This window comes from Streptomyces sp. NEAU-YJ-81 (assembly GCF_017592595.1).
In the GTDB taxonomy this organism is placed as follows: domain Bacteria; phylum Actinomycetota; class Actinomycetes; order Streptomycetales; family Streptomycetaceae; genus Streptomyces; species Streptomyces hygroscopicus_B.
Genome location: NZ_JAGFNO010000063.1, coordinates 1 through 24,573 on the forward strand (window position 1 = coordinate 1; position 24,573 = coordinate 24,573).

General features: G+C 69.5%; 7 protein-coding genes. 4 read left to right on the forward strand and 3 right to left on the reverse strand.

Features of this window, described 5'->3' with window-relative positions:
• The 3 genes from dnaE to J5X86_RS48480 form a co-directional block, all read right to left on the reverse strand.
• The coding region (dnaE, locus tag J5X86_RS48470) for a DNA polymerase III subunit alpha (protein WP_208522980.1) at positions 1–2,527 on the reverse strand (2,527 nt) is incomplete at its 3' end.
• A 13-nt stretch (positions 2,528–2,540) separates the two neighbouring features.
• A complete protein-coding gene (locus J5X86_RS48475) occupies positions 2,541–3,122 on the reverse strand; it encodes a TetR/AcrR family transcriptional regulator (RefSeq protein ID WP_208522981.1) in 582 nt (193 codons plus the stop codon).
• Positions 3,123–3,219: 97 nt separating this feature from the next.
• Positions 3,220–4,470: an MFS transporter gene (locus tag J5X86_RS48480; RefSeq protein ID WP_208522982.1), complete on the reverse strand. Its 1,251-nt coding sequence runs from the start codon at positions 4,468–4,470 to the stop codon at positions 3,220–3,222.
• A 138-nt stretch (positions 4,471–4,608) separates the two neighbouring features.
• Between J5X86_RS48480 and J5X86_RS48485 the strand changes: the two genes are divergently transcribed.
• The 4 genes from J5X86_RS48485 to J5X86_RS51710 form a co-directional block, all read left to right on the forward strand.
• A complete protein-coding gene (locus tag J5X86_RS48485) occupies positions 4,609–5,538 on the forward strand; it encodes a LysR family transcriptional regulator (RefSeq protein WP_208522983.1) in 930 nt (309 codons plus the stop codon).
• 166 nt (positions 5,539–5,704) lie between these two features.
• Positions 5,705–6,145, forward strand: coding sequence for a hypothetical protein (locus tag J5X86_RS48490; RefSeq protein ID WP_208522984.1), 441 nt, complete (start codon positions 5,705–5,707; stop codon positions 6,143–6,145).
• Between the two features lie 152 nt (positions 6,146–6,297).
• A complete protein-coding gene (locus J5X86_RS48495; protein ID WP_208522985.1) occupies positions 6,298–10,941 on the forward strand; it encodes a non-ribosomal peptide synthetase in 4,644 nt (1,547 codons plus the stop codon).
• A gap of 26 nt (positions 10,942–10,967) precedes the next feature.
• On the forward strand, positions 10,968–24,573 hold a 13,606-nt coding region (locus J5X86_RS51710), incomplete at its 3' end, for a type I polyketide synthase (protein WP_279595802.1).

The following is a 24,573-nucleotide window of genomic DNA, read 5'->3' on the forward strand; positions in this document are numbered from 1 at the left end:
AGTTGGCCTCGGACTCATTGACGTTCGGCGGCAGCACCTTGATGCCCATACGACGGCACTCGTTCAGATAGACCGCCGACTTGTCCTTGTCGTCACGCACCGAGGTGAGCAGCGCCGCCATGTACTCCGCCGGGTGGTTGGCCTTGAGATAGGCGGTCCAGTACGAGACGAGCGCGTAGGCGGCCGCATGCGCCTTGTTGTAGGCGTAGCCCGCGAAGGGCACCAGTACGTCCCAGACCGCCTGCACGGCCTCGTCGGAGTAGCCGCGCTCCCGGCAGCCGTCCCGGAACGGGATGAACTCCTTGTCCAGGACCTCCTGCTTCTTCTTGCCCATCGCCCGGCGCAGCAGGTCGGCCTGGCCGAGTGAGTAGCCCGCGAGGGCCCGGGCGGCCTTCTGCACCTGCTCCTGGTAGACGACCAGGCCGTAGGTGATGTCGAGGACCTCCCGGAGCGGCTCCTCCAGCTCCGGGTGGATCGGGGTGATCTCCTGCTGGCCGTTCTTCCGCAGGGCGTAGTTGATATGCGAGTTCATGCCCATCGGGCCGGGCCGGTACAGGGCGGTGACGGCGGTGATGTCCTCGAACTGGTTGGGTTTCATCAGCCGCAGGAGCGAGCGCATCGCGCTGCCGTCGAACTGGAACACGCCGAGGGTGTGGCCACCGCCGAGCATCTCGAAGGTCCTGCGGTCGTCCAGTGGCAGATCGAGCAGCTTCAGGTCGACGCCCTTGTTGGCGCGCACCATCGTGACGGCGTCGTCCATGATGGTCAGGTTGCGCAGGCCCAGGAAGTCCATCTTCAGCAGGCCCAGCGACTCACACGTGGGGTAGTCCCACTGCGTGATCGTGACACCGTCGGTGTGCCGCACCCAGACCGGGACATGGTCCACGATCGGCTCGCTCGACATGATCACGCCGGCGGCGTGCACACCCATCTGTCGCACCAGGCCCTCGACACCCTTGGCGGTGTCGATGACCTTCCGCGCATCCGGCTCGTTCTCGTACATCGCCCGCACCTCGCCCGCTTCGGAGTACCGCGGGTGTTCCGGGTCGGTGATGCCGGACAGCGGGATGCCCTTGCCGCCGACGTCGGCGGGCATGGCCTTGGTGATGCGGTCGCCCATCGCGTACGGATAGCCCAGCACCCGGGCGGAGTCCTTGATGGCGTTCTTGGCCTTGATGGTGCCGTAGGTGCCGATCATGGCGACCTTGTCGGCGCCGTACTTCTCCGTCACATAGCGGATCACCTCGACCCGTCGGCGCTCGTCGAAGTCGATGTCGACGTCCGGCATGGACACGCGCTCGGGGTTGAGGAACCGCTCGAAGATCAGCCCGTGCTCGACCGGGTCGAGGTCGGTGATGCCCATGGCGTACGAGACGATCGAACCGGCCGCCGAGCCACGGCCCGGCCCGACGGCGATGCCTTGCTGCTTGGCCCACATGATGAAGTCGGCGACCACGAGGAAGTAGCCCGGGAACCCCATCTGGATGATGATGTCCATCTCGTACTCGGCCAGCTTCTGGCGGTCCTGCGGTACGCCACCCGGATAGCGCCGGGCCATCCCGCGCCGGACCTCCTCGCGGAACCACGTGACCTCGGTGTGGCCCTCGGGCACATCGAACCGCGGCATGAGGTCGCGCTTGTCGAACATGCCGGTGGTGTCGATCTGCTCGGCGACCAGCAGGGTGTTGCGGCAGCCCTCCTGCCAGGCGTCCGAGGAGTCGACGGCGTACATCTCGGCGGCGGATTTGAGGTAGTAGCCGGTGCCGTCGAAGCGGAAGCGGTCCAGGTCGGAGAGGCTCTTGCCGGTCTGGATGCACAGCAGCGCATCGTGTGCCGCGGCCTCGTCCGCGTAGGTGTAGTGCGAGTCGTTCGTCACCAGCGGCGGGATGCCCAGCTTCCTGCCGATCTCCAGCAGCCCGTCCCGGACCCGGCGCTCGATCTCGATGCCGTGGTCCATCAACTCCAGGAAGTACCGGTCCTTGCCGAAGATGTCCTGGTACTCGGAGGCGGCCTTCAGCGCCTCGTCGAACTGGCCAAGGCGCAGCCGGGTCTGCAGCTCACCGGACGGACAGCCGGTCGACGCGATCAGCCCCTCGGCGTGCTCGGCGATGACCTCCTTGTCCATCCGCGGCCACTTCTGCAGCCAGCCCTGCGCATACGCGTCCGACGACAGCCGGAACAGATGGTGCAGCCCGGTGGTGTCCGCCGCCCAGATCGTCTTGTGGGTGTAGCCGCCCGAGCCGGAGACGTCATCGCGCTTCTGGTGGGGCTGCCCCCACTGGATCTTGCGCTTGGTGCGCCGCGACTCCGGGGCGACATACGCCTCGATCCCGATGATCGGCGTCACGCCCGAGGCCATGGCCTGCTGGAAGAAGTCGTACGCGCCGTGCAGATTGCCGTGGTCCGTCAGGGCGAGGTGCGACATGCCCATCTCCTGGCAGGCCGCGAAGAGATCCTTCAGCCGGGCCGCGCCGTCCAGGAGCGAGTACTGCGTGTGCACATGCAGATGGGTGAAAGGCGGTGCCACTCCTTCCCCCGGATCAGGCGTCGGACTCGAGGGCCTGGGCGATCCTCCGCAGGCCCGTGGCCACCTCCCGCGCCGAGGGGGCGCGCTCGGGATCGACCAGCCACTGCTGGGTCAGCCCGGCGACCAGGGCCATGTGCACCGACCCGACCGCACGGGCCACCTCGCCCTCCTCCGCGCTTTCGATGCCGTGCAGATCGGCCGCCAGCGCCGTACGGGCCCGTTCGAACGCCTCGGCGAGCTGCTGCCGGACGTCGGCGGAACGTTCGGCCTGGGCGAGGGCTTCCACGCTGGCCACCACCAGCGGCCGGTCCGTGGTCTCGGACTCGATGATCCGGGCCCACATCGACTCCGCTCGCGTTCCGGCATCGGAGTCCGGGGCGGCCTCCGTCGACCCGGACCGCACCTTCTCGCTCCACTCGTCGAGCGATTCCAGGAGCGCCGCGTTGAGCAGCCGCTCCTTCGAGCCGTAGTGGTAATTGATCGTGCCGAGCGGCGCGTTGGCGGCGGCGGCGATGTCACGCGAGGTCGTACGGGCGAATCCCCGCTCCTCCAGGCACCGCTTCGCCCCGGCCATCAACTGTTCCCGATGTCCCATGCCGGCCACCCTACCCCAACCTTGAACGCTCGTTCAGAACGATCGTTCAGGACGGACGTTCAGAACGTCGATTCCGAACGCTCGCCCAGACCGCGGATCAGGTGTGGCTCGGCGCCGGTTCCTGCTCGGGTCGGGGCGCGCCGTGCTCGTGCCGGGGGAGGAGGAGCGGGGTCGCCAGGCTGAGTAGTCCGGCTGTGGCGATCGCGATCCGGGGGCCGGTGACAGCGGCCAGCAGACCCCACAGGGCGGTCAGGGTCGCGACGGTGGCCTTGCTGGAGACCGACCACGCGGAGAGGGTGCGGGCGACCCGGTCCGCCGGGGTCCGGTCGAGCCGATAGGTGGCGTACAGCGGGGTGAACACGCCCATGCAGCAGATCAGCCCCAGCTCGACCGCCATGACCAGCACCAGTCCCGCCGTACCGGGGCGGACGAAGGCCAACCCCGGCAACCAGCACGCCCGCAGGGCCCCCGAGATCAGCATGACCCGGTGCCGCCCGAACCGTTCCGCCAGCCGGGGAGCCAGCCGGGAGCCGATCAGACCGCCGATGCAGGGCAGTGTGAAGGCCATGGCGTACTGCCAGGGCGCGAACCCCAGGCTGCCCAGCATGAGGACGGCGAGCAGCGGCGCGGTCGCCATGATCAGCCCGCCCACCAGGACCGTGTTGAAGAACAGCGGACGCAGCGCCGGGTGGGTCAGAATGCACCGCCAGCCCTCCAGCAGCTCACCGGCCCGGAGCCGTGGCGGCGGGCCGGTGCGCGCGGGGCGTGGCTCCGTGCCGCCGATCGCACGGATCCCCGCCGCCGAGAGCAGAAAGCTGACCGCATTGGCCGCCACGGTCATCACCGGACCGAAGAGCCCGATCGCGGCCCCGCCGATCTGCGGTCCGAGCATGGTTGCGGTCCAGGCCGTGGACTCGAACCGCGCGTTCGCCACCAGCAGGTCCTCCCGCGGCACCAGCGCCTTCAGGCACGCCCCACTGGCCGCGGTGAAGGCGATGTCGGCCGCGGAGACGACGATCGACACGACCACGAGCTGGGCGAAGGTGAGCCGGCCGAGCAGAAACAGGACGGGGACGGTCATCAGGGCCGCGAACCGGACCACATCCATCGCGATCATCACCGGCCGCTTGCGGCGGAACTCCATCCATGGCCCGAGCGGCAGCGCCACCGCCGCGCCCACCGCGAGCCCCGCGGCCGCCAGCAGCGACACCTGGGCCGCCCCGGCATGGAGAACAATGATCGCGATCATCGGGAACGCGTCGAACGCGAGCCAGGTGCCGAACGCGCTGACCGCGTACGCCCCCCAGAGCCATCCGAACTGCCGCCCCAGCTTCCGCCTGGCCCCCATGTGCAGCGCACTCCTCCTCGCCGTCCCGCCCGAAGAACCTCACATAGAACGGGCGATATCCAAGCGAGCCTGGGCGGGCGGTTCAAACAACGCCCTCGACATGCCACAACCAGATGTTGTGCGACTAAGGTGGCCGACGTGGACCTCAAGGCCGTGCGCACCTTCGTCGCCGTCGCGGACGCGGGCCAGTTCCAGGAGGCGGCCGGCGATCTGTCCATCACCCAGCAGGCCGTCTCCAAGCGCATCGCCGCGCTGGAGAAGGAACTCGGTGTGCGGCTGTTCACCCGTACCGCGCGCGGAGCGCGGCTCACCATCGACGGGCAGGCGTTCCTGCCCCACGCCCGCGAACTTCTGCGGGCCGAGGAACGGGCCGCCGCTTCCGTACGCCCCGGCCGCCGCGCGCTGCGCGTCGATGTGATCGGGCGGCGGCTCGCACCGGCCGATCTGCTCCGCGGTTTTCACCGGGCGCACCCCGAGGTCGAACTCGATGTGGTGACGCTCTTCGACGCCGACGCGGCCATCGCCGCCGTGCGCACCGGCACGATCGACGCGTCGTTCCGGGCGGTCACCGTGCCCGCCCGGCGGCTCCCCGGCGGCATCGAGGCCACCCGGGTCCACGACGAGCCCATCCAGCTCCTCACCGGACCGTCCCATGAGCTCGCCGCCGCCCGCGAGGTCACCCCCGCCGAGCTCGCCGGGCACCGGATCTGGATGCCGGGCATCGTCCCCGGTACCGAATGGGCCGCCTACTACGACGACCTCGCCGCCGCGTTCGGGATCACCATCGACGCGATCGGCCCGTACTTCGGGCCCGAGCCGCTCCTCGACACAATCGCCGACTCCTCGACGCTGGCGACCTTCGTCGGCGAACGGACCCGCCTGGTCTGGCCCGCCGACTACGGGCTGCGGCGCATCGAGGTGCACCACCCGACCCCGGTCTACCCGCATTCGCTGATCTGGCACCGCGACAACCCGCACTCCGCCCTCACCGCGCTCCGCGACCACCTCGCCTCCGCGCCGCCCGGCCACCGCGACGCCGGTGCCTGGACGCCGAAATGGGCGTGGTGACCGAAATCACCGCGTCACTGCCGACTGGCGGATCATGCGGGCCGGTGAGTTCGCGCAGGTCGGCAACTCCCGCTATTTACCACCGAAAAGGTGCGGGTTGACAGCGGATCAGCCAACGATCTAGGTTCACTTCAGGGGACTCGCTGGACGGCGAACGGGGGCTGTGGTGAGTGTTTTGGCGTTGCGCGCATCCGATATCACCAGGATCGCGCGACTGGTCGCGCGTGATGACTTAATGGACCGAATGACCGACCGGTCGACCTCAGGAAATGCTGTCTTGGATCGCGAGGAAAACGATATCTCACCGCAGGGTGGCGGATTTCGCGGAAATTCCCTGTCCGGCCCTGGCGTCACCGCATGGCTGCCGCCTTATGAATCCGGTAAGAGCCTGGTGGGCACCGGTGCGCAGGCTGTCGCTCAACCGGCTGCCCACTCGGAAGAGTTCGAGGTGCGCCGGATGTTCGTCTCGGATATCGACGCCGCTCACCCGGTGAGTTTCAGCCGACGGGTCGGCTTCCCCGGACTCCGGATCCCTATGTGCCGCGCGTCGAATACCGGCGCGGGCCAGGGCGATGGTGCACCGGTGCTGACTTGCGCACCGTGCTGACTTCCCTTTAAACGGCGTCCGCGCCATAGCTGGGCAAGCATCAGTGGCAGTATCAGCGAAATAATCGCGCAAAACCATTTCCATCAGTCGTCGGGGAAGGCTGTGTTGTGGGGCAATCAGGCGCGCCCAAATCCCAAGGTCTCAGCGCGGCCATGAGCAATCTCTTCGAGCGCACCAGGCGAAAGGAATCCACGGGTGTGGTGCCGGTCGCCAGGGACCGGGAGCTGAGGGCGTCATTCGCGCAGCGGCGACTGTGGTTTCTGGACCAACTGGAGCCCGGCAACGCCTCGTACAATCTCCCCTTCGCGGTGCGGGTGCGCGGCCGCCTGGACGTCGCCCATCTCTCCCGGGCCCTTTCGCTGGTGGTCGCCCGGCATGAGGCGCTGCGCACCACCTTCACCGAGACCGGCGGCCAACCGGTGCAGTCGATCCAGCCCCCCGCCCCCGCCCCCGTCCCGGTGCGGATCGAATCGGTGCCCGAAGGCCCGGAGGAGGAGCGGCTCGCCGCGGTCCGGCGGCTGGCCGGAGCGGAGATCACCGAGTTCTTCGACCTGAGCACCGGACCCTTGCTGCGGGCCAAGGTGCTGCGGTTGGACGAACAGGACCACGTCCTGCTGCTGACGGTGCACCATGTGGCCACGGACGCCTGGTCACAGGGCATTCTGGTGGGTGAGCTGTCCGCCGCGTACGAGGCGCTCGACGCCGGGCGGGAGCCCGTACTGCCGCCGCTGCCCGTGCAGTACGCCGACTACGCGGAGTGGGAGCGCGACTGGCTGTCCGGTCCGACCCTGCGCCGCCAGTTGGACTACTGGACGAAGCGGCTCGACGGTATGGCCTCCGCGCTGGAGCTGCCCACCGACCGGCCCAGGCCCTCGGTCGCCCGCCAGGAAGGCGACGCGGTGCGCTGGGAGCTGCCCGCCGAACTGATCCAGGCCGCCCGCCGGCTGGGCGCCGGTGAGAACGCGACCCTCTACATGACCTTGCTGGCCGCCTTCCAGCTGGTCCTGGGCCGGTATGTGGACAGCGACGACATCACGGTGGGCACCCCCGTGGCCAACCGGGGGCGCGCCGAGGTCGAGGGCCTGATCGGGTTCTTCGTCAATACCGTGGTGCTGCGGACCGACCTGTCCGGCGATCCCACCTTCCGCCAACTGCTGGCACGGGTCCGGGACATGGCGGCCGGCGCCTTCGCCCATGGCGACCTGCCCTTCGAGTATCTGGTGGAGCAGGTGCACCCCGAGCGGGACCTGTCCCGGAACCCGCTGGTGCAGGTGCTCTTCCAGATGATCAACGTGCCGGGGGAGCGGCTCGCCCTGCCCGGCGCGGAGACCGAGCCCTACGACCACGGCCGGATCCTCACACGCATGGACCTGGAGGTCCATCTCGTCGAGGCCGAGGACGGAGTGCTCGGTCATATCGTCTTCAGCAAGGCCCTGTTCGACAGGAGCACCGTCGAACGGCTGCTGCACCATGTCACCGTCGTCCTGCGAGGTGTTCTGGCCGAGCCGGACCGGCCCCTCTCCGGGATCTCCCCGCTCGACGACGCCGAGCGGGCGAAGGTCCTGGAGGAGTTCAACCACACCACGGGCCCCGTACCGGCCGGATCGCTGCCCGCGCTCTTCACCGCCCAGGCCGAGCGCCGCCCCGGCGCGGTGGCCGTGATCAGCGGCGGCGACCGCATCACCTACGCCGAGCTGGACCAGCGCTCGAACCAGCTCGCCCACCTGCTGGAGAGCCGGGGGATCGGCCCCGAGACCCTGGTCGGGCTGTGTGTCGACCGCGGCGCCGAGATGATCGTGGCGATTCTCGCGATCCTCAAGCTCGGAGCGGCCTATGTGCCGATCGACCCGAACCACCCCCGGGACCGTATCCAGTTCGTACTGGCCGACGCCGGGGTGACCGTCGCCGTCACCCAGCAGCGCTTCAGCAGCCTGCTCGAAAAGCCCGCCGAAACGGAGGCCGGGACGGCCGGGGTCCGGCTCATCCTGCTCGACGCCGAGCGCGAATCGCTCACCAGCCGGCCCCTGACCCCGCCCATGGCACGGCCCAGCGCCCAGAACCTCGCCTATGTCATCTACACCTCCGGCTCCACCGGAGTCCCCAAGGGCATCCTCATGCCCGCCTCCTGTGTGCTCAACCTGGTGGCCTGGCAGAAGAAGGCCCTGCCGATCGGCCCCGACGCCAAGACGGCCCAATTCGCCACGCTGACCTTCGACATCTCGCTCCAGGAGATCTTCTCGGCGCTGCTGTACGGCGAGACGATCGTCATCCCCGGCGAAGAACTGCGCATGGACCCCGTCGAGTTCGCCCGATGGATCCACGACCACGAGATCGACCAGCTATTCGTACCGAATGTGATGCTGCGGGCGATCTCCGAGGAGGTGGATCCGCACGGCACCGAGCTGGCCGCGCTGCGCCATCTCTCACAGGCCGGTGAACCCCTCTCCCTCCACCACGATCTGCGCGAGCTGTGCGCCCGCCGCCCCGAGCTGCGGCTGCACAACCACTACGGTCCCAGCGAAGCCCATGTGGTGACCTCCTACTCGCTCCCCGCCGAGGTGGCCGAGTGGCCGCTCACCGCCCCCATCGGCCGCCCGATCGGCAACACCCGGGTGTACGTCCTCGACCGGCGGCTCCGGCCCGTCCCCGTGGGGGTGCCCGGTGAGCTGTGCGTGGCCGGAGCGGGCCTGGCCAGAGGCTATCTCGGCCGTCCGGATCTGACCGCCTCCCGGTTCGTGGCGAACCCGTTCCACGGCGATGGATCACGGATGTACCGCTCCGGCGACCTGGTGCGCTGGCTGCCCGACGGCAACCTGGAATACCTCGGCCGGATCGACGACCAGGTGAAGATCCGTGGCTTCCGGATCGAACCGGGCGAGATCGAGGCGATCCTCGCCAGGCACCAGGATGTGCTGCACACGGCCGTGATGGTGCGTGAGGACACCCCGGGGGACAAGCGGCTGGTGGCCTATGTGGTGGCCGATGCCACCGCCGCGGACCGGCACGACGGGCTGACCGAAACCCTGCGCCGGCACGTCGAGTCCGCGGTGCCCGAATACATGGTGCCCTCGGCTTTCGTCCTGCTGGACACCATGCCCCTGACCTCCGGCGGCAAGATCGACCGGAAGGCGCTGCCCGCCCCCGACCTGCGCACCGTACTCGAGGTCGGCTACGTCGCCCCCCGCACCCCCGAGGAAGAGGCCGTCTGCCGGGTCTACACGGATCTGCTCGGCGCCACCAGGGTCGGTATCGACGACGACTTCTTCGCACTGGGCGGCCATTCCCTCATCGCCACCAGGGTGGTCGCCAGGCTCCGGACCGCCCTTGGCATCGACGTACCGCTGAAGACCGTTTTCCAGCAGCGCACCCCCAGGGAGCTGGCGGCCACCCTCAGCGCCGCCGCCCGGTCCGTTCCCGAACCCGAGCTGCCGCCGCTGGTCCCCACGCGGCGCGATCAGCCCGTACCCCTCACCTTCGCACAGCAGCAGACGGACCTCTTCTTCGGCGATGTCCTCGACGCCGGGCACTGGAACATCCCCATGGCCGTGCGGGTCTCGGGCGAACTGGACCTCGACTGCCTGCGGCGGGCGATGGACCTGCTGATCGACCGCCACGAGGCCCTGCGCACCACCTTCGTCAATGAAGCCGACGGATACGTCCAGGTGATCCGGCCGAATGTGCCCGTCCTGGTGGAGGTGGCCGAGGCGGACGACGAGGCCGAAGCCTCCGTACTGGCCGGGCAGGAGGCGGCACGGCCCTTCGACCTCACGAGCGGCCCACTGGCGAGGCTGCGCGTGCTGCGCCTGGCCGAGCTCGACCATGTGCTGGTGCTCACCCTGCACCATCTGGTCACCGACGGCTGGTCCCAAGGTGTACTGGTCCGCGATCTGTCCCTCGTGTACTCGGCGCTGCTGCGCGGCGCCGAACCCGATCTGCCGCCCGTGCCCGTTCAGTACGCCGATGTAGCGAACTGGGAGCACGAGTGGTTGCGCGGGGATCTGCTGCGACGCCAACTCGACTACTGGCAGAGCCACTTCGATGGAATGACACCCGCCGAACTGCCCACCGACCGGCCCCGCGCCACGTCGGCCCGATACGACAGCGGCATCTACCACTGGCGACTGCCGAAGGACGCCGTGGAGGCGGCCCGGCGGCTGGGCGAATCGTCCAGCGCCACCTTGTACATGACGCTGCTGACCGCGCTTAAGGTGGTCATGTCCGCCCGCTCGGACAACCAGGACGTCCTCGTCGGCGTGCCCATGGCCAACCGTGGCCGGGACGAACTGGAGAACGTGGTGGGCCTCGTCTCCAAGATGCTGGCGCTGCGCACCGAGGTCTCCGGCGCCACGGACTTCGGCACACTGCTGGCCACGGTGCGCGATGCGATGTCGGACGCCTTTACCCACCAGGACGTGCCGTTCGTCTCCGTTCTCAAGCACTCGGACGAACCCACCGGCGGCCACGCCGGGACACGGCTGTCGGACGATCCGCCAGTAAAGGTGATCTTCCAGATCGTCAACACCCCCCAGCGGCCCCTCATGCTCACCAGGCTGACCGCCGAGCCGTTCCTGATGACCCACCCACCGGTGACCGTCAACGTGGACATGGAGATCGACCTGTACGAGAACGCGGAGGACGGCGGCCTCGCCGGCACCGTGCTGTTCAGCACGTCCCTCTTCGACCGTGCCACCATCGAGCGGTTCTGCGACGACGTGGTGGCGGTGGTCTCCACGGCCGCCGCGGATCCCGGACGGTCGGTCTCGCAGGTGTGGCAGGTCCGAGGTCGCGATCAGTGAACGACGATCCCGCCCCGAGGAACAGCATGGAACCGGACGAGGCCATCGCCGTTGTCGGAATGTCCTGCCGCTTTCCGCAGGCACCCGACCCCGAGGCGTTCTGGCGGCTGCTGAGCGACGGCGTCTCGGCGATCGGCGAGGTGCCCGCCGGGCGGTGGACCGACGACCCGTCCATGCCGCCCGCCATCCGCCACGGCGGCTTCATCGACGACGTCGACCGTTTCGACCCCGCGTTCTTCGGCATCTCGCCACGCGAAGCCGTGACGATGGACCCCCAGCAGCGGCTGATACTGGAGCTGGGATGGGAAGGGCTGGAGGACGCGGGCATCGTGCCCGCCACTCTGCGGGGAGCCACCGTCGGCGCGTTCATCGGCGCCGGGTCCGCCGACTACGCCTCGCTGATCAGCGCCCGCGGCCGCTCGCACCACACGCTGACCGGCACCCAGCGCGCCATGATCGCGAACCGGCTCTCCCATGTGCTCGGCCTGAGCGGTCCGAGCGTGACCGTCGACGCGGCCCAGGCATCCTCCCTGGTCGCGGTGCATATGGCCGTGGAGAGCCTGCGTCGCGGCGAGTCGAGGCTCGCGCTGGCGGGCGGGGTGAACCTGAACCTCTCCGCGGAAACCGCCGCCGATATCGCCGCGTTCGGCGCGCTCTCTCCGGACGGCCGCTGCTTCACCTTCGACGCCCGCGCCAATGGCTATGTGCGGGGCGAGGGCGGTGGAATCGTCGTCCTGAAACCGCTGTCCGAGGCCCTCGCCGACGGCGACACCGTCTACTGCGTGATCGAGGGCAGCGCGGTCAACAACGACGGCGGCGGTACGTCGCTCACCGCCCCCGACTCCCGCGGTCAGCAAGAGGTCCTCCGGCTGGCGCAGCGGCGGGCCGCGGTCTCACCCGGCTCCGTGCAGTACATGGAGCTGCACGGCACCGGAACGGCGCTCGGCGACCCGGCCGAGGCGGCGGCCCTGGGTGCCGTCTTCGGCCGGACCGGCACGGGGCCGGTGCAGCTTGGGTCGGTGAAGACCAACATCGGCCACCTTGAAGCCGCCGCCGGTATCGCCGGACTGCTGAAGACGGCACTGGCCATCCACCACCGTCAGCTACCGGCCAGTCTCCATCACCGCACGCCCAATCCCCGCATCCCCCTGGGCGAGCTCAACCTGGAAATGCGCCTGGCACCGGGGGAGTGGCCGAAGGCGGACAAGCGCCTGATCGCCGGCGTCAGCTCGTTCGGGATGGGCGGCACCAACTGCCATGTGGTGCTTGCCGAACCACCCGCCCAGGTCCCCTCCCACGCCTCCGCACACCCGGAGCCCGGGGCTCTCCCGAGCCCGATCCCGGCCCCGCTCCCTGTCTCCATCCCGGTCCCGCTCGCACTGTCGGCGACGACCGCGGCCGGGCTCCGGGGGCAGGCGATGCGGCTACGGCCGTATCTGGAGCGGTCGCCGAACCTCACCGACCTCGCCTTCTCCCTTGCCACCACCCGAACCACCTTCGAACACCGCGCGGTGCTCATCGCCGGGGCGGCCACCGACGTGGCACCCGGCCTGGACACACTCGCCGAAGGCGGCACGGCACCCGGCCTGGTGACCGGCACGGCGAGGGCGGGAAGGCTCGCCTTCGCCTTCGCCGGCCAGGGATCCCAGCGTCTCGGCATGGGACGCGAACTCAGCGCCGCCTTCCCCGTGTTCGCCGACGCTCTCGACGCCGTGTGCACGGCGCTGGACGCACACCTGGACCGGCCCCTTCGGGACGTCATCCACGGCGACGACGCCGAGCTGCTCGATCAGACGGTGTACGCCCAGGCCGGACTCTTCGCGGTGGAGGTGGCGCTCTTCCGGCTGCTCGAGAACTTCGGGCTCGTACCGGACGTGCTGATCGGCCACTCCCTCGGCGAAGTGAGCGCCGCCCATGTCGCCGGTGTGCTGTCGCTGGCGGACGCCGCCGCCTTCGTCGCCGCCCGCGGCCGGCTGATGCAGGCCGTGACGGAACCGGGCGCCATGGTCCTGCTCGAAGCGAGCGAGGACGAGGTCACCCGGACGCTCATGACGGGCGAGGCAGCGGACGACAGCGCTCGGATCTGCGTTGCGGCGGTCAACGGACCGACCGCCACGGTGATCTCGGGGGATGAGCGGGCCGTACTCGACCTCGCGGCGGAGTGGACCCACCGCGGACGCAGAACGAAACGGCTCCGGACCAGCCACGCCTTCCATTCGCCGCATCTGGACCCCGTCCTCGACGAGCTTCGGCATATCGCCGAGAGCCTCACGTACAGGCCGCCGCGGATACCGCTCATATCGAATGTGACCGGCAGCCGTGCCACGGCGGAAGAGCTGTGTTCCCCGGAGTACTGGGTACGGCATGTCCGCCGGACCGTACGGTTCCTGGACGGCATTCGGGCCCTGGAAGGCGAAGGCGTCACCACCATCGTGGAGCTGGGCCCGGACAGGGCGCTCACCACCCTGGCCCGCGACTGCCTGACCAGGCCCGGGACGCTGGTGGGCACGCTCCGTCGCGACCGGTCCGAGCCACTGGCCCTGGTCACCGCGCTGGCCGAGCTGTATGTCTCGGGCGCCGAGGTGGTGTGGGACTCGCTGGTGTCCGGTGGGCGGCGGATTCCGCTGCCCACGTACGCCTTCCAGCGGCAGTCGTACTGGATTTCCGCGTCCGGCCCCGAGGGCCGGGCCACGCCCGGACCTGCGGATATCTCCGAGACTGAGGACACTTCCGGACCTGAGGACGCCTCCGGGCCTGAGGACTCGGACCTGGGCCGGAGCGGTGGCGAGGTGCTCGGCATGGTCCGGGCGCACGCGGCCGTCGTGCTCGGGTACGAGTCGGTGGCGGCCATCGGCGCCGAGCGAACCTTCAAGCAACTGGGGTTCGACTCGATCACCGCCGTCGAGCTGTGCGAACGGCTTGGCGAGGCGACCGCCCTCCCTCTGCCCAGCACCTTGTTGTTCGACTATCCGACGCCCGCCGCCCTCGCCGAGCATCTGCACCGCAGGCTCCACGGCGGGGTGGATGAGCGGACCGTGCCCGCGAAGGAGTCGGCGCCCGACAGTGGCGATCCGGTGGTGATCGTGGGGATGGGCTGCCGGTTCCCCGGCCGGGTGCACTCGCCGGAGGATCTCTGGCGAATGGTGTCCGACGGCGAAGACGCCATCTCCGGCTTTCCGTCCGACCGGGGTTGGGACCTCGATGGCCTCTACCATCCCGACCCCGACCACCCCGGTACCTCGTACGCACGCGACGGCGGATTCCTTTACGACGCCGCCGAGTTCGACGCGGGGTTCTTCGGCATCTCCCCGCGCGAGGCCGCGGCGATGGACCCCCAGCAGCGGCTGCTGCTGGAGACGGCCTGGGAGGCGTTGGAACAGGCGGGGATTCCCGCGGGGCACCTCAAGGGCAGTGGCACAGGGGTGTTCATCGGAGCCTCGTCGGCCGGCTACGCGGCGGATGCCGGAGAGGCGGCCGAGGGCTATCGGCTGACCGGCACCGCGGCGAGCGTGGCCTCGGGCCGGGTGTCCTACACCCTGGGCCTCGAAGGTCCGGCGGTCACCGTGGACACGGCATGCTCATCGTCGCTGGTGGCATTGCATCTGGCAGTGCAGTCGCTGAGGGCGGGCGAGTGCTCGCTGGCCTTGGCGGGCGGAGTGACGGTGATGGCCACACCGGCGATGTTCGTGGAGTTCTCCCGCCAGAGGGGGCTGGCCGTCGATGGGCGGTGCAAGGCGTTCGCGGCGGCGGCGGACGGCACAGGGTGGGCCGAAGGCGTCGGGATGCTGGTGGTGGAGCGGTTGTCTGATGCTGAGCGCAATGGGCATCGGGTGTTGGCTGTGGTGCGGGGTTCGGCGGTGAATCAGGATGGTGCGTCGAATGGGTTGACGGCGCCGAATGGTCCGTCGCAGCAGCGGGTGATCCGCCAGGCGCTGGCCGGCGCGGGGCTTGTGGCGTCGGATGTGGACGCTGCGGAGGCGCACGGTACGGGTACGACGCTGGGTGACCCGATCGAGGCGCAGGCGTTGCTGGCCACGTACGGTCAGGACCGGGGGCCGGAGCGGCCACTGCTGCTGGGCTCGGTGAAGTCCAATATCGGTCATACGCAGGCGGCGGCGGGTGTGGCCGGTGTGATCAAGATGGTGATGGCGATCCGGCATGCCGCACTGCCCAAGACGCTGCATGTGGATGCGCCGTCGCCACACGTCGACTGGTCCGGCGGCCGGGTCGAGCTGCTCACCGAGGCAATGCCGTGGCCCACGACCGGTGGTCTGCGCCGCGCGGGCGTCTCGTCGTTCGGAGTGAGTGGCACCAACGCGCACGTCATCCTGGAGCAAGCCCCGGAGACGGCCCAGCCGACCGATCCCATCGAGGAAGGTGGCCCCGAAGCCACGGCGGTCGCGTGGGTGTTGTCGGGGCAGGGCGAGGCGGGGCTACGGGCGCAGGCCGAGCGCCTCCGCGCCTTCCTGGCGCGCAGTCCCCGTCCCACCCCGGCAGAGGTGGGATGGTCGCTGGCATCGACACGTACGACGTTGTCGCACCGCGCGGTGATCGTGGGCGCTGACTGCGACGAGTTGCTGCGCGGTCTGGACGCGGTGGCCGATGGGATACCCGCGTCCGGAGTGGTACGGGGCACCGGAGCATCCGGAGACGTGGTGTTCGTCTTCCCGGGGCAGGGGTCGCAGTGGGTCGGGATGGCGTTGGAGTTGATGGAGTCCTCGCCGGTGTTCGCGCGGCGGATGGGCGAGTGTGCCGATGCGCTGGCTCCGTTGGTGGAGTGGTCGCTGTCGGATGTGCTGGCGGATGAACGGGCGCTGGCTCGTGTCGATGTGGTGCAGCCGGTGTTGTGGGCGGTGATGGTGTCGCTGGCCGAGTTGTGGCGTTCGTACGGTGTGGTGCCGTCGGCGGTGGTGGGTCATTCGCAGGGTGAGATTGCTGCGGCGTGTGTGGCGGGTGGTTTGTCGCTGGCGGATGGGGCGCGGGTGGTGGTGCTGCGGAGCAAGGCGCTGCTGGCCTTGTCGGGTCGGGGTGGGATGGTGTCCGTCCCGGTGCCTGCTGACCGGCTGCGGGATCGTCCGGGGTTGTCGGTGGCGGCGGTGAATGGTCCGGCGTCGACGGTGGTGTCGGGGTCGGTTGAGGTGCTGGATGCGGTGCTGGCGGAGTTTCCGGAGGCCAAGCGGATTCCGGTGGACTACGCCTCGCACTCCCCACAGGTGGAGGAGATCCGGGGAGAGCTGGCGGAGGCGCTGGCGGGTGTGGAGCCGTGTAGTGGGCGGGTGCCGTTCTATTCGACGGTGACCGGGCGGCTGATGGACACCGTGGAGCTGGATGCCGGGTACTGGTACCGGAATCTGCGCGAGACCATGGAGTTCCAGGGCACCGTTGAGACCCTCATACGCCAGGGTCACACGGTGTTTGTCGAGGCCAGCCCGCATCCGGTGCTGACCATCGGCATCCAGGACACCGCCGACGCCACCGCCACTGATACCGCCACCGACACCGTCGTCACGGGGTCCCTTCGTCGTGACGATGGCACGATCCGGCGGTTTCTGAGCCACCTGGCCGAGCTCCATGTGCGCGGTGTCCGGATCGACTGGCGACCGCTCTTCGCCGGTGTGTCGGCCGTCGAGCTGCCGACGTACGCCTTCCAGCGGGAACGGTTCTGGCTTGGAGCGGACACGGCCGAGTCCGCCGTGGCCGCGTGGCGATACCGGATCGCCTGGAAGCCACTGCCCGGGGTGGACGCCCCCACCCTGCGGGGCACATGGCTGGCGGTGGTCCCCGAAGGAGACGAATGGGCCATGGCCGGCGCCCGGGCTCTGGCCGAGCAGGGCGGCGCGCGAGTCCGTACCCTTCAGGTGCCGTACGACGCGGAGCGTCAGGGCCTGACCGGGCTGCTGACGGATGTGGTGGGAGCCGATGACATCTCCGGTGTCGTCTCGTTCCTGGCCCTCGACGAGCGTCCGCATCCGACCCATCGGGCCCTGTCCCGGGGGATGGCGCACACCGTCGAGCTGCTGTGTGCGCTCACCGCCGCCGACGCCGAGGCTCCGGTGTGGTGTGTCACCCGGTCGGCCGTCGTGGCCCTGCCGGGGGATCCGGAACCGAACCCCACCCAGGCGGCGGTCTGGGGATTCGGACGGGTGGCCGGGCTGGAGCGATCCGGGCACTGGGGCGGGCTGATCGACCTGCCCACACACTGGGACGCACAGGTGCTACGGAGGTTCGTCGCCGTGCTCGCCGAGACGGTCGGCGAGGACCAGGTCGCGGTGCGGCCTTCGGCGACCCTGGGCCGACGGCTGGAACCGGTGTCCACGACCGGACCAGCCGACGCGTGGCGCCCGCACGGCACGGTTCTGATCACCGGAGGTACCGGTGCGCTGGGCGCACACGTGGCACGGTGGCTGGCCCAAACCGGCGCGGAGCACCTGGTGCTGCTCGGCCGTCGCGGCCCGCAGGCCCCGGGGGCGGCCGCGCTGGAAGACGAACTGACCGCGTTCGGCATACGAGTGACCATGACGGCCTGCGATGTGACCGACCGGGCCGCTCTCGCCGAAGTGCTGGCGTCGGTGCCGGACCTCACCGCCGTGGTCCATCTCGCGGGAACCGTGCGGTTCGGCGGTTCGATCGACGCGGATCTCGACGAGTACGCCGCCGTCTTCGACGCCAAGGTCACCGGTGCCCTGCACCTGGACGAGCTGCTCGACCACGCGTCGCTGGAGGCGTTCGTCCTCTTCTCCTCGGCAGCGGCGGTCTGGGGCGGCGCCGGCCAGGCCGGTTACGCGGCGGCGAACGCCCTGCTCGACGGTCTTGCACAGCGGCGCCGAGCACGCGGCCTACCGGCCACCTCGATCGGATGGGGCACCTGGGGCGGCAGCCTCGCGCCCGAGGACGAGGAGCGGCTGAACCGCTTCGGTCTGCGCCCGATGCGGCCGGAGTCGGCCGTCGCCGCGCTGCGCCACGTCGTCGGATCGGACGAGCCCTGCCCGGTCATCGCGGACGTGGACTGGGAGACCTTCGGCCCGGCCTTCACGGCCGGTCGGCCCAGCCCCCTGCTGAGCGAACTGCCACAGCTGCGAAAGAACTCCGGCGCCCTGGCGGTGGCGGGCGACCGCGTCGGATTGCGGAGACGACTGGCCGGGGTGCCCGCGGCCGATCAGGACCGGATGCTGGTGGATCTGGTACGGGAGCATGCGGCTGAACTCCTGGGGCATCGCGACCCGGCGGCCATCGACCCGACGGTGCCGTTCCGGCAACTGGGCTTCGACTCGCTGACGGCGGTCGAGCTGCGGACCCGGCTGAACACGAGTACGGGACTGCGTCTCCCGGCCACCTTGTTGTTCGACCACCCGAGCTGTCGGGCCGTTGCCGACCTGCTGTGCTCGGAACTGCTCGGCGACCGGTCGGGCTCCCTCGCGGTGCCCTCCGCCGAGGAGGCTGTGCCCGTCGGCGCGGTGGCATTCGACGAGCCGATCGCCATCATCGCGATGAGCTGCCGCTTCCCGGGAGACATCCAATCCCCCGAGGACTTGTGGCGGGTCGTCAGCGAGGGCCGGGAAGTGCTCTGCGACTTCCCCGACGATCGCGGCTGGGACACGGACGCGCTGTACGACCCGGATCCGGACCGCCCCGGCACCAGCTATGCGCGTACGGGCGGATTCCTCTACGACGCCGCGGAGTTCGACCCGGAACTCTTCGGTATCTCGCCGCGTGAGGCGCTGGCGATGGACCCCCAGCAGCGACTGCTGCTGGAGTCGGCGTGGCAGGTCCTCGAGCGCGCCAGGATGGCGCCGACCTCCCTGCGATCCAGCAGGACCGGTGTCTTCATCGGCGGCTGGGCCCAGGGCTATCCCTCGGCATCGGACGAGGGGTATGCCCTGACCGGTGCCGCGACCAGCGTGATGTCCGGTCGTATCGCCTATGCGCTGGGTCTGGAGGGCCCCGCCCTGACCGTGGACACGGCGTGTTCGTCCTCTCTGGTGGCGTTGCATCTGGCGAGTGAGGCGCTGCGGCGGGGCGAGTGCTCGCTGGCGCTCGCGGGCGGCGTGACGGTGATGGCGACGCCCAGCACCTTTGTGGAGTTCTCGCGCCAGCGTGGGCTGGCGCCGGACGGGCGGTGCAAGGCGTTCGCCGGGGCGGCGGACGGCACGGGGTGGGGCGAGGGCGTTGGCATGCTGCTGGTGGAGCGGCTGTCCGACGCTGAGCGCAATGGCCATCGGGTGCTGGCAGTCATGCGTGGCTCCGCGGTGAATCAGGATGGTGCGTCGAATGGGTTGACGGCGCCGAATGGTCCGTCGCAGCAGCGGGTGATTCGGCAGGCGCTGGCGAATGCCCGTTTGTCGGCGGTGGACGTCGATGCGGTGGAGGCGCATGGTACGGGGACGACGCTGGGTGATCCGATCGAGGCGCAGGCGTTGTTGGCCACTTATGGTCAGGATCGGGATCCGGAGCGCCCGTTGTGGTTGGGGTCGTTGAAGTCGAACATTGGTCATACGCAGGCGGCGGCGGGTGTGGCCGGTGTGATCAAGATGGTGATGGCGCTGCGGCACGGGGTGCTGCCGCGAACGCTGCATGTGGATGAGCCGACACCGAAGGTGGATTGGTCCACCGGCGCGGTGGAGTTGCTCACCGAGTCGGCCGAGTGGCCGTGGGAAGACCGACCGCGTCGCGCCGCGGTGTCGGCGTTCGGAGTGAGCGGCACCAACGCCCATGTCATCCTGGAGCAGGCACCGGAGGCGCCGGCCGAGAGCCGGCAGGATCGGGTGGCGCCGGTGGCGGTGCCCTGGGTGCTTTCGGGCGCGAGCGAGGCGGGTCTGCGGGCGCAGATCGAACAATTGCGGACCTTCGTCGACGACAATCCCGCCCTTGCCCCGGCGGACGTGGGCTGGTCGCTGGCATCTACGCGTGCGCTGCTGCCACATCGCACCGTCGCCGTGGGCACGGACCTCGCCGCACTGCGACGTGGGTTGGACGCGGTGGAGGTCACGGGCGCGGTCGGGGCGGATCGTGGCGTGGTGTTCGTCTTCCCGGGTCAGGGGTCGCAGTGGGTGGGGATGGCGCTGGAGTTGGCTGAGTCTTCGGCGGTGTTCGCGGGGCGGTTGGGTGAGTGTGCTGATGCGTTGGCTCCGTTGGTGGAGTGGTCGCTGTGGGATGTGTTGGGTGATGAGGTGGCGTTGGGTCGGGTGGATGTGGTGCAGCCGGTGTTGTGGGCGGTGATGGTGTCCCTGGCCGAGTTGTGGCGTTCGTACGGTGTGGTGCCGTCGGCGGTGGTGGGTCATTCGCAGGGTGAGATTGCGGCGGCGTGTGTGGCGGGTGGTTTGTCGCTGGCGGATGGGGCGCGGGTGGTGGTGCTGCGGAGTAAGGCGTTGCTGGCTCTGTCGGGTCGGGGTGGGATGGTGTCCGTCCCGGTGTCTGCCGATCGGCTGCGGGATCGTCCGGGGTTGTCGGTGGCGGCGGTGAATGGTCCGGCGTCGACGGTGGTGTCGGGGGCGGTTGAGGTGCTGGATGCGGTGCTGGCGGAGTTTCCGGAGGCCAAGCGGATTCCGGTGGATTACGCGTCGCATTCGGTGCAGGTGGAGGAGATCCGGGGGGAGTTGGCAGAGACTCTGGCGGGTGTGGAGCCGTGTAGTGGGCGGGTGCCGTTCTATTCGACGGTGACCGGGCGGCTGATGGACACCGTGGAGTTGGATGCCGGGTACTGGTATCGGAATCTGCGGGAGACCGTGGAGTTCCAGGGCGCGATCGAGGGGCTGCTGGAGCTTGGGCATACGGTGTTTGTCGAGGCCAGTCCGCATCCGGTGCTGACCATCGGCATCCAGGACACCGCCGACGTCGTCACCACCGACATCGTGTTGACCGGATCGCTGCGCCGCGATGACGGCGGCCTGGTCTCCTTCCTCACCGCGCTGGCCCGGTTGCATGTCCGGGGCGTCGCGGTCGAGTGGCCGGCGGCGTTCACCGGGCTGGACGCGCGCGCGATCGACCTGCCGACCTATGCCTTCCAGCGTCGGCGCTTCTGGGCGGCTTCCCTCCGGTCGACACCCGGCTCGGCCGAGGTTGACCACCCCCTCGTGGGTGCGGTGGTGCCCTTGCCCGATTCGGGAGGTGCTCTGCTCACCGGTGTGCTCTCGCTGGCCGGTCAGCCGTGGCTGGCCGAACACTCGGTATCCGGTGTGGTCCTGTTCCCGGGGACGGGTTTTGTGGAGTTGGTGTTGCAGGCGGGGTTGCGGTTGGGGTGTGGGGTGGTTGAGGAGTTGACGTTGGAGGGGCCGTTGGTGCTTCCGGAGCGGGGTGAGGTGGAGGTTCAGGTTTCGGTGGGCGGTGCGGGTGAGGGGGGTCGTCGGTCGGTGTCGGTGTTTTCGTGTCGGGAGGGTGAGTGGGTCCGGCATGCGGTGGGTGTGGTGGGGGTGGCGGATGGTGGGGTGTCGGTTGTGGAGGTGTGGCCGCCGGTGGGTGCGGAGCGGGTTGGGGTGGAGGGGGTTTATGAGGCGTTGGCGGAGCGGGGGTATGCGTATGGGCCGGTGTTCCAGGGGTTGCGGGGTGCCTGGCGGCGGGGAGACGAGGTCTTCGTCGAGGCGGTGCTACCGGAGGAGGCGAGAGGTGATGCGGCTCGCTGCGCGATACATCCGGCTCTGCTCGACGCCGGGCTGCACGGCGTCGGACTGGGCGGCCTGATCACCGACGACGGCGGGGCGTATCTCCCGTTCTCCTGGAGCGGAGTCAGGCTGCACGCGGTCGGCGCGTCCGCTGTCCGGATGACGCTGGCGCCCGTCGGGCCGGACGCGGTGTCGCTGAGGGTGACCGATGAGGCGGGTGAGGCGGTCCTGTCGGTGGACTCCCTGGTACTCCGACCCGTCCCGGAGGGACAGCTCGCCGACGCCCGGGTAGGCAGCCGCGATGCGTTGTATCGGGTGGAGTGGGTGGATGTGGGTGTGTGTGGGGTGGGGGCGTTTGTGGAGTGGGGTGAGGTGGTTTCGGGTGGGGTGGTGCCGGGGTGTGTGGTGTTGTCGGGGGTTGATGTGGTGGGTGTGTTGGAGGTTTTGCGGTTGTGGGTGGGGGAGGAGCGGTTTGGGGGTTCGCGGTTGGTGGTGGTGACGCGGGGTGCGGTGTCTGTGGGTGGTGAGGGTGTGGAGGATGTGGGTGGTGGTGCGGTGTGGGGGTTGGTGCGGTCGGCGCAGTCGGAGCATCCGGGGCGGTTTGTGCTGGTGGATGTTGATGGGGATGTGGGTGTTGGTGGGGTCGGGGGTGTGGTTCCGGATGTGGTGGGGTTGGGTGAGTCGGAGGTTGCGGTGCGTGGGGATCGGGTGTGGGTGTCGCGGTTGGTGGGTGTGGGGGGTGCTGGTATGGCCGGTGGTGGTGTGGTGGCTGGTTTGGGTGGTGGTGTGGCGTTGGTGACGGGTGGTACGGGGTTGTTGGGTGGTTTGGTGGCGCGTCATTTGGTGTCGGTGTATGGGGTGGGTGAGGTGGTGTTGGTGAGTCGTCGGGGGTGGGGTGCGCCGGGTGTTGAGGGTTTGGTTGGGGAGTTGGAGGGGTTGGGTGCGCGGGTGCGGGTGGTGGCGTGTGATGTGGGGGATCGGGGTGCGGTGGCGGAGTTGGTGGGGTCGGTTGAGGGTCTGCGGGTGGTGGTGCATGCGGCGGGTGTGGTGGATGACGGGGTGGTTGGTTCTTTGGATGGGGGGCGGTTGGTTGGGGTGTTGGGGCCGAAGGCGTTGGGGGCTTGGTATTTGCATGAGTTGACATGTGGGTTGGATCTGTCGGCGTTTGTGTTGTTTTCGTCGGCGGCGGGTGTGTTGGGGAATGCGGGTCAGGGGAGTTATGCGGCGGCGAATGGGTTCCTGGATGCGTTGGCTGTTCATCGGCGGGCGCAGGGGCTGCCGGGGGTATCGATCGCGTGGGGGTTCTGGGAAGAACGCAGCGAGCAGACCGAGCACCTGTCGGTCGACGATCTGGCGCGCTCCCACGCGGTGCCGATGCCCACCTCTCAGGCACTGGAACTGTTCGACGCAGCGCTCGCCGCCGATGAGGCGATGGTGCTGGCCGCACCGCTGGACCCGCAGGCATGGGCGGGCGCCGACAACCTGCCCGCCGTCCTGCGCGACCTGGTCCGCCCCCGGATCCGGCGCGCTGCCCAGGCAGTCGACGCCCCTGACTCGGCCTCCGCGCTCGGACACCGGCTGGCCGCCGTGGACCGCGCCGAGTGGGATCAGGCCGTACTCGACCTCGTGCGCAATCACATCGCGGCGGTGCTGCGCCACGCGTCCACGGAATCGGTCGACACCGCGCGGACCTTCCAGGAAATCGGCTTCGACTCGCTGACCGCGGTGGAACTGCGCAACCGGATCAGCGCGGCCACCGGCGTACGGCTGCCCGCCACCGCCGTGTTCGACTATCCGACACCGCGTGCGCTCGCCGAGCACCTGCTGGCCGAAGTCCTCGGCACGGACAGCGGCGCCGTCGTGACACCGGCCGGGGGCTCCCTCGTCGCCGATGATCCGATCGTGATCGTCGGAATGAGCTGCCGCTATCCCGGCGGGATCACGTCACCGGAAGCGCTGTGGGACCTGGTGCGCTCGGGCGGCGACGCGATATCGGTCCTGCCGACCGACCGCGGCTGGGACCTGGACGGTCTCTACGATCCGGATCCGGATCGTCCCGGTACGTCGTATGCCCGCAGTGGTGGATTCGTCTACGACGCGGCCGAGTTCGACGCCGGGTTCTTCGGGATCTCGCCGCGCGAGGCCGCGGCCATGGACCCGCAGCAGCGGCTGCTCCTGGAGACATCATGGGAGGTGTTCGAGCGCGCGGGTATCCCCGCCACCTCCGTCAAGGGCGAGCGGATCGGTGTGTTCACCGGCGTGATGCACCACGACTACCTCACCCGCCTGTCGACCACTCCCGACGGTGTCGAGGGATATCTGGGCACGGGTGCGGCGGCCGGCGTCGCCTCGGGCCGCGTGGCCTACACCTTCGGACTCGAGGGCCCGGCGGTCACCGTGGACACGGCCTGCTCGTCGTCGCTGGTGGCACTGCACCTCGCCATACAGGCGCTGCGCCTAGGTGAATGCTCGCTCGCGCTGGCAGGTGGCGTGACGGTGATGTCCACCCCCACCGTCTTCGTGGAATTCTCCCGCCAGCGCGGGCTCGCACCGGACGGCACCTGCAAGGCGTTCGCGGGAGCGGCGGACGGCACCGGCTTCGCAGAGGGCATCGGCATGCTGCTGGTGGAGCGGCTGTCGGACGCGCGGCGCAACGGGCACCCCATCCTGGCTGTGGTGCGGGGTTCGGCGGTGAATCAGGATGGTGCGTCGAATGGATTGACGGCGCCGAATGGTCCGTCGCAGCAACGGGTGATCCGCCAGGCGTTGGCCAGCGCCGGGCTTACTGCTCGGGATGTGGATGCGGTGGAGGCGCATGGTACGGGGACGACGCTGGGTGATCCGATCGAGGCGCAGGCGTTGTTGGCCACGTACGGTCAGGATCGGGCGTCGGATCGGCCCCTGTTGCTGGGTTCGATCAAGTCGAACATCGGTCATACGCAGGCGGCGGCGGGTGTGGCCGGTGTGATCAAGATGGTGATGGCGATGCGCCACGGTGTGCTGCCGCAGAGCCTCCACATCGATGAGCCCACACCCC

Coding starts and splice junctions, on each gene's coding strand:
- J5X86_RS48480 (WP_208522982.1), bottom strand. CDS start 4,470: ATGGGGGCCAGGCGGAAGCTGGGGCGGCAGTTCGGATGGCTCTGGGGG.
- J5X86_RS48495 (WP_208522985.1), top strand. CDS start 6,298: ATGAGCAATCTCTTCGAGCGCACCAGGCGAAAGGAATCCACGGGTGTG.
- J5X86_RS48475 (WP_208522981.1), bottom strand. CDS start 3,122: ATGGGACATCGGGAACAGTTGATGGCCGGGGCGAAGCGGTGCCTGGAG.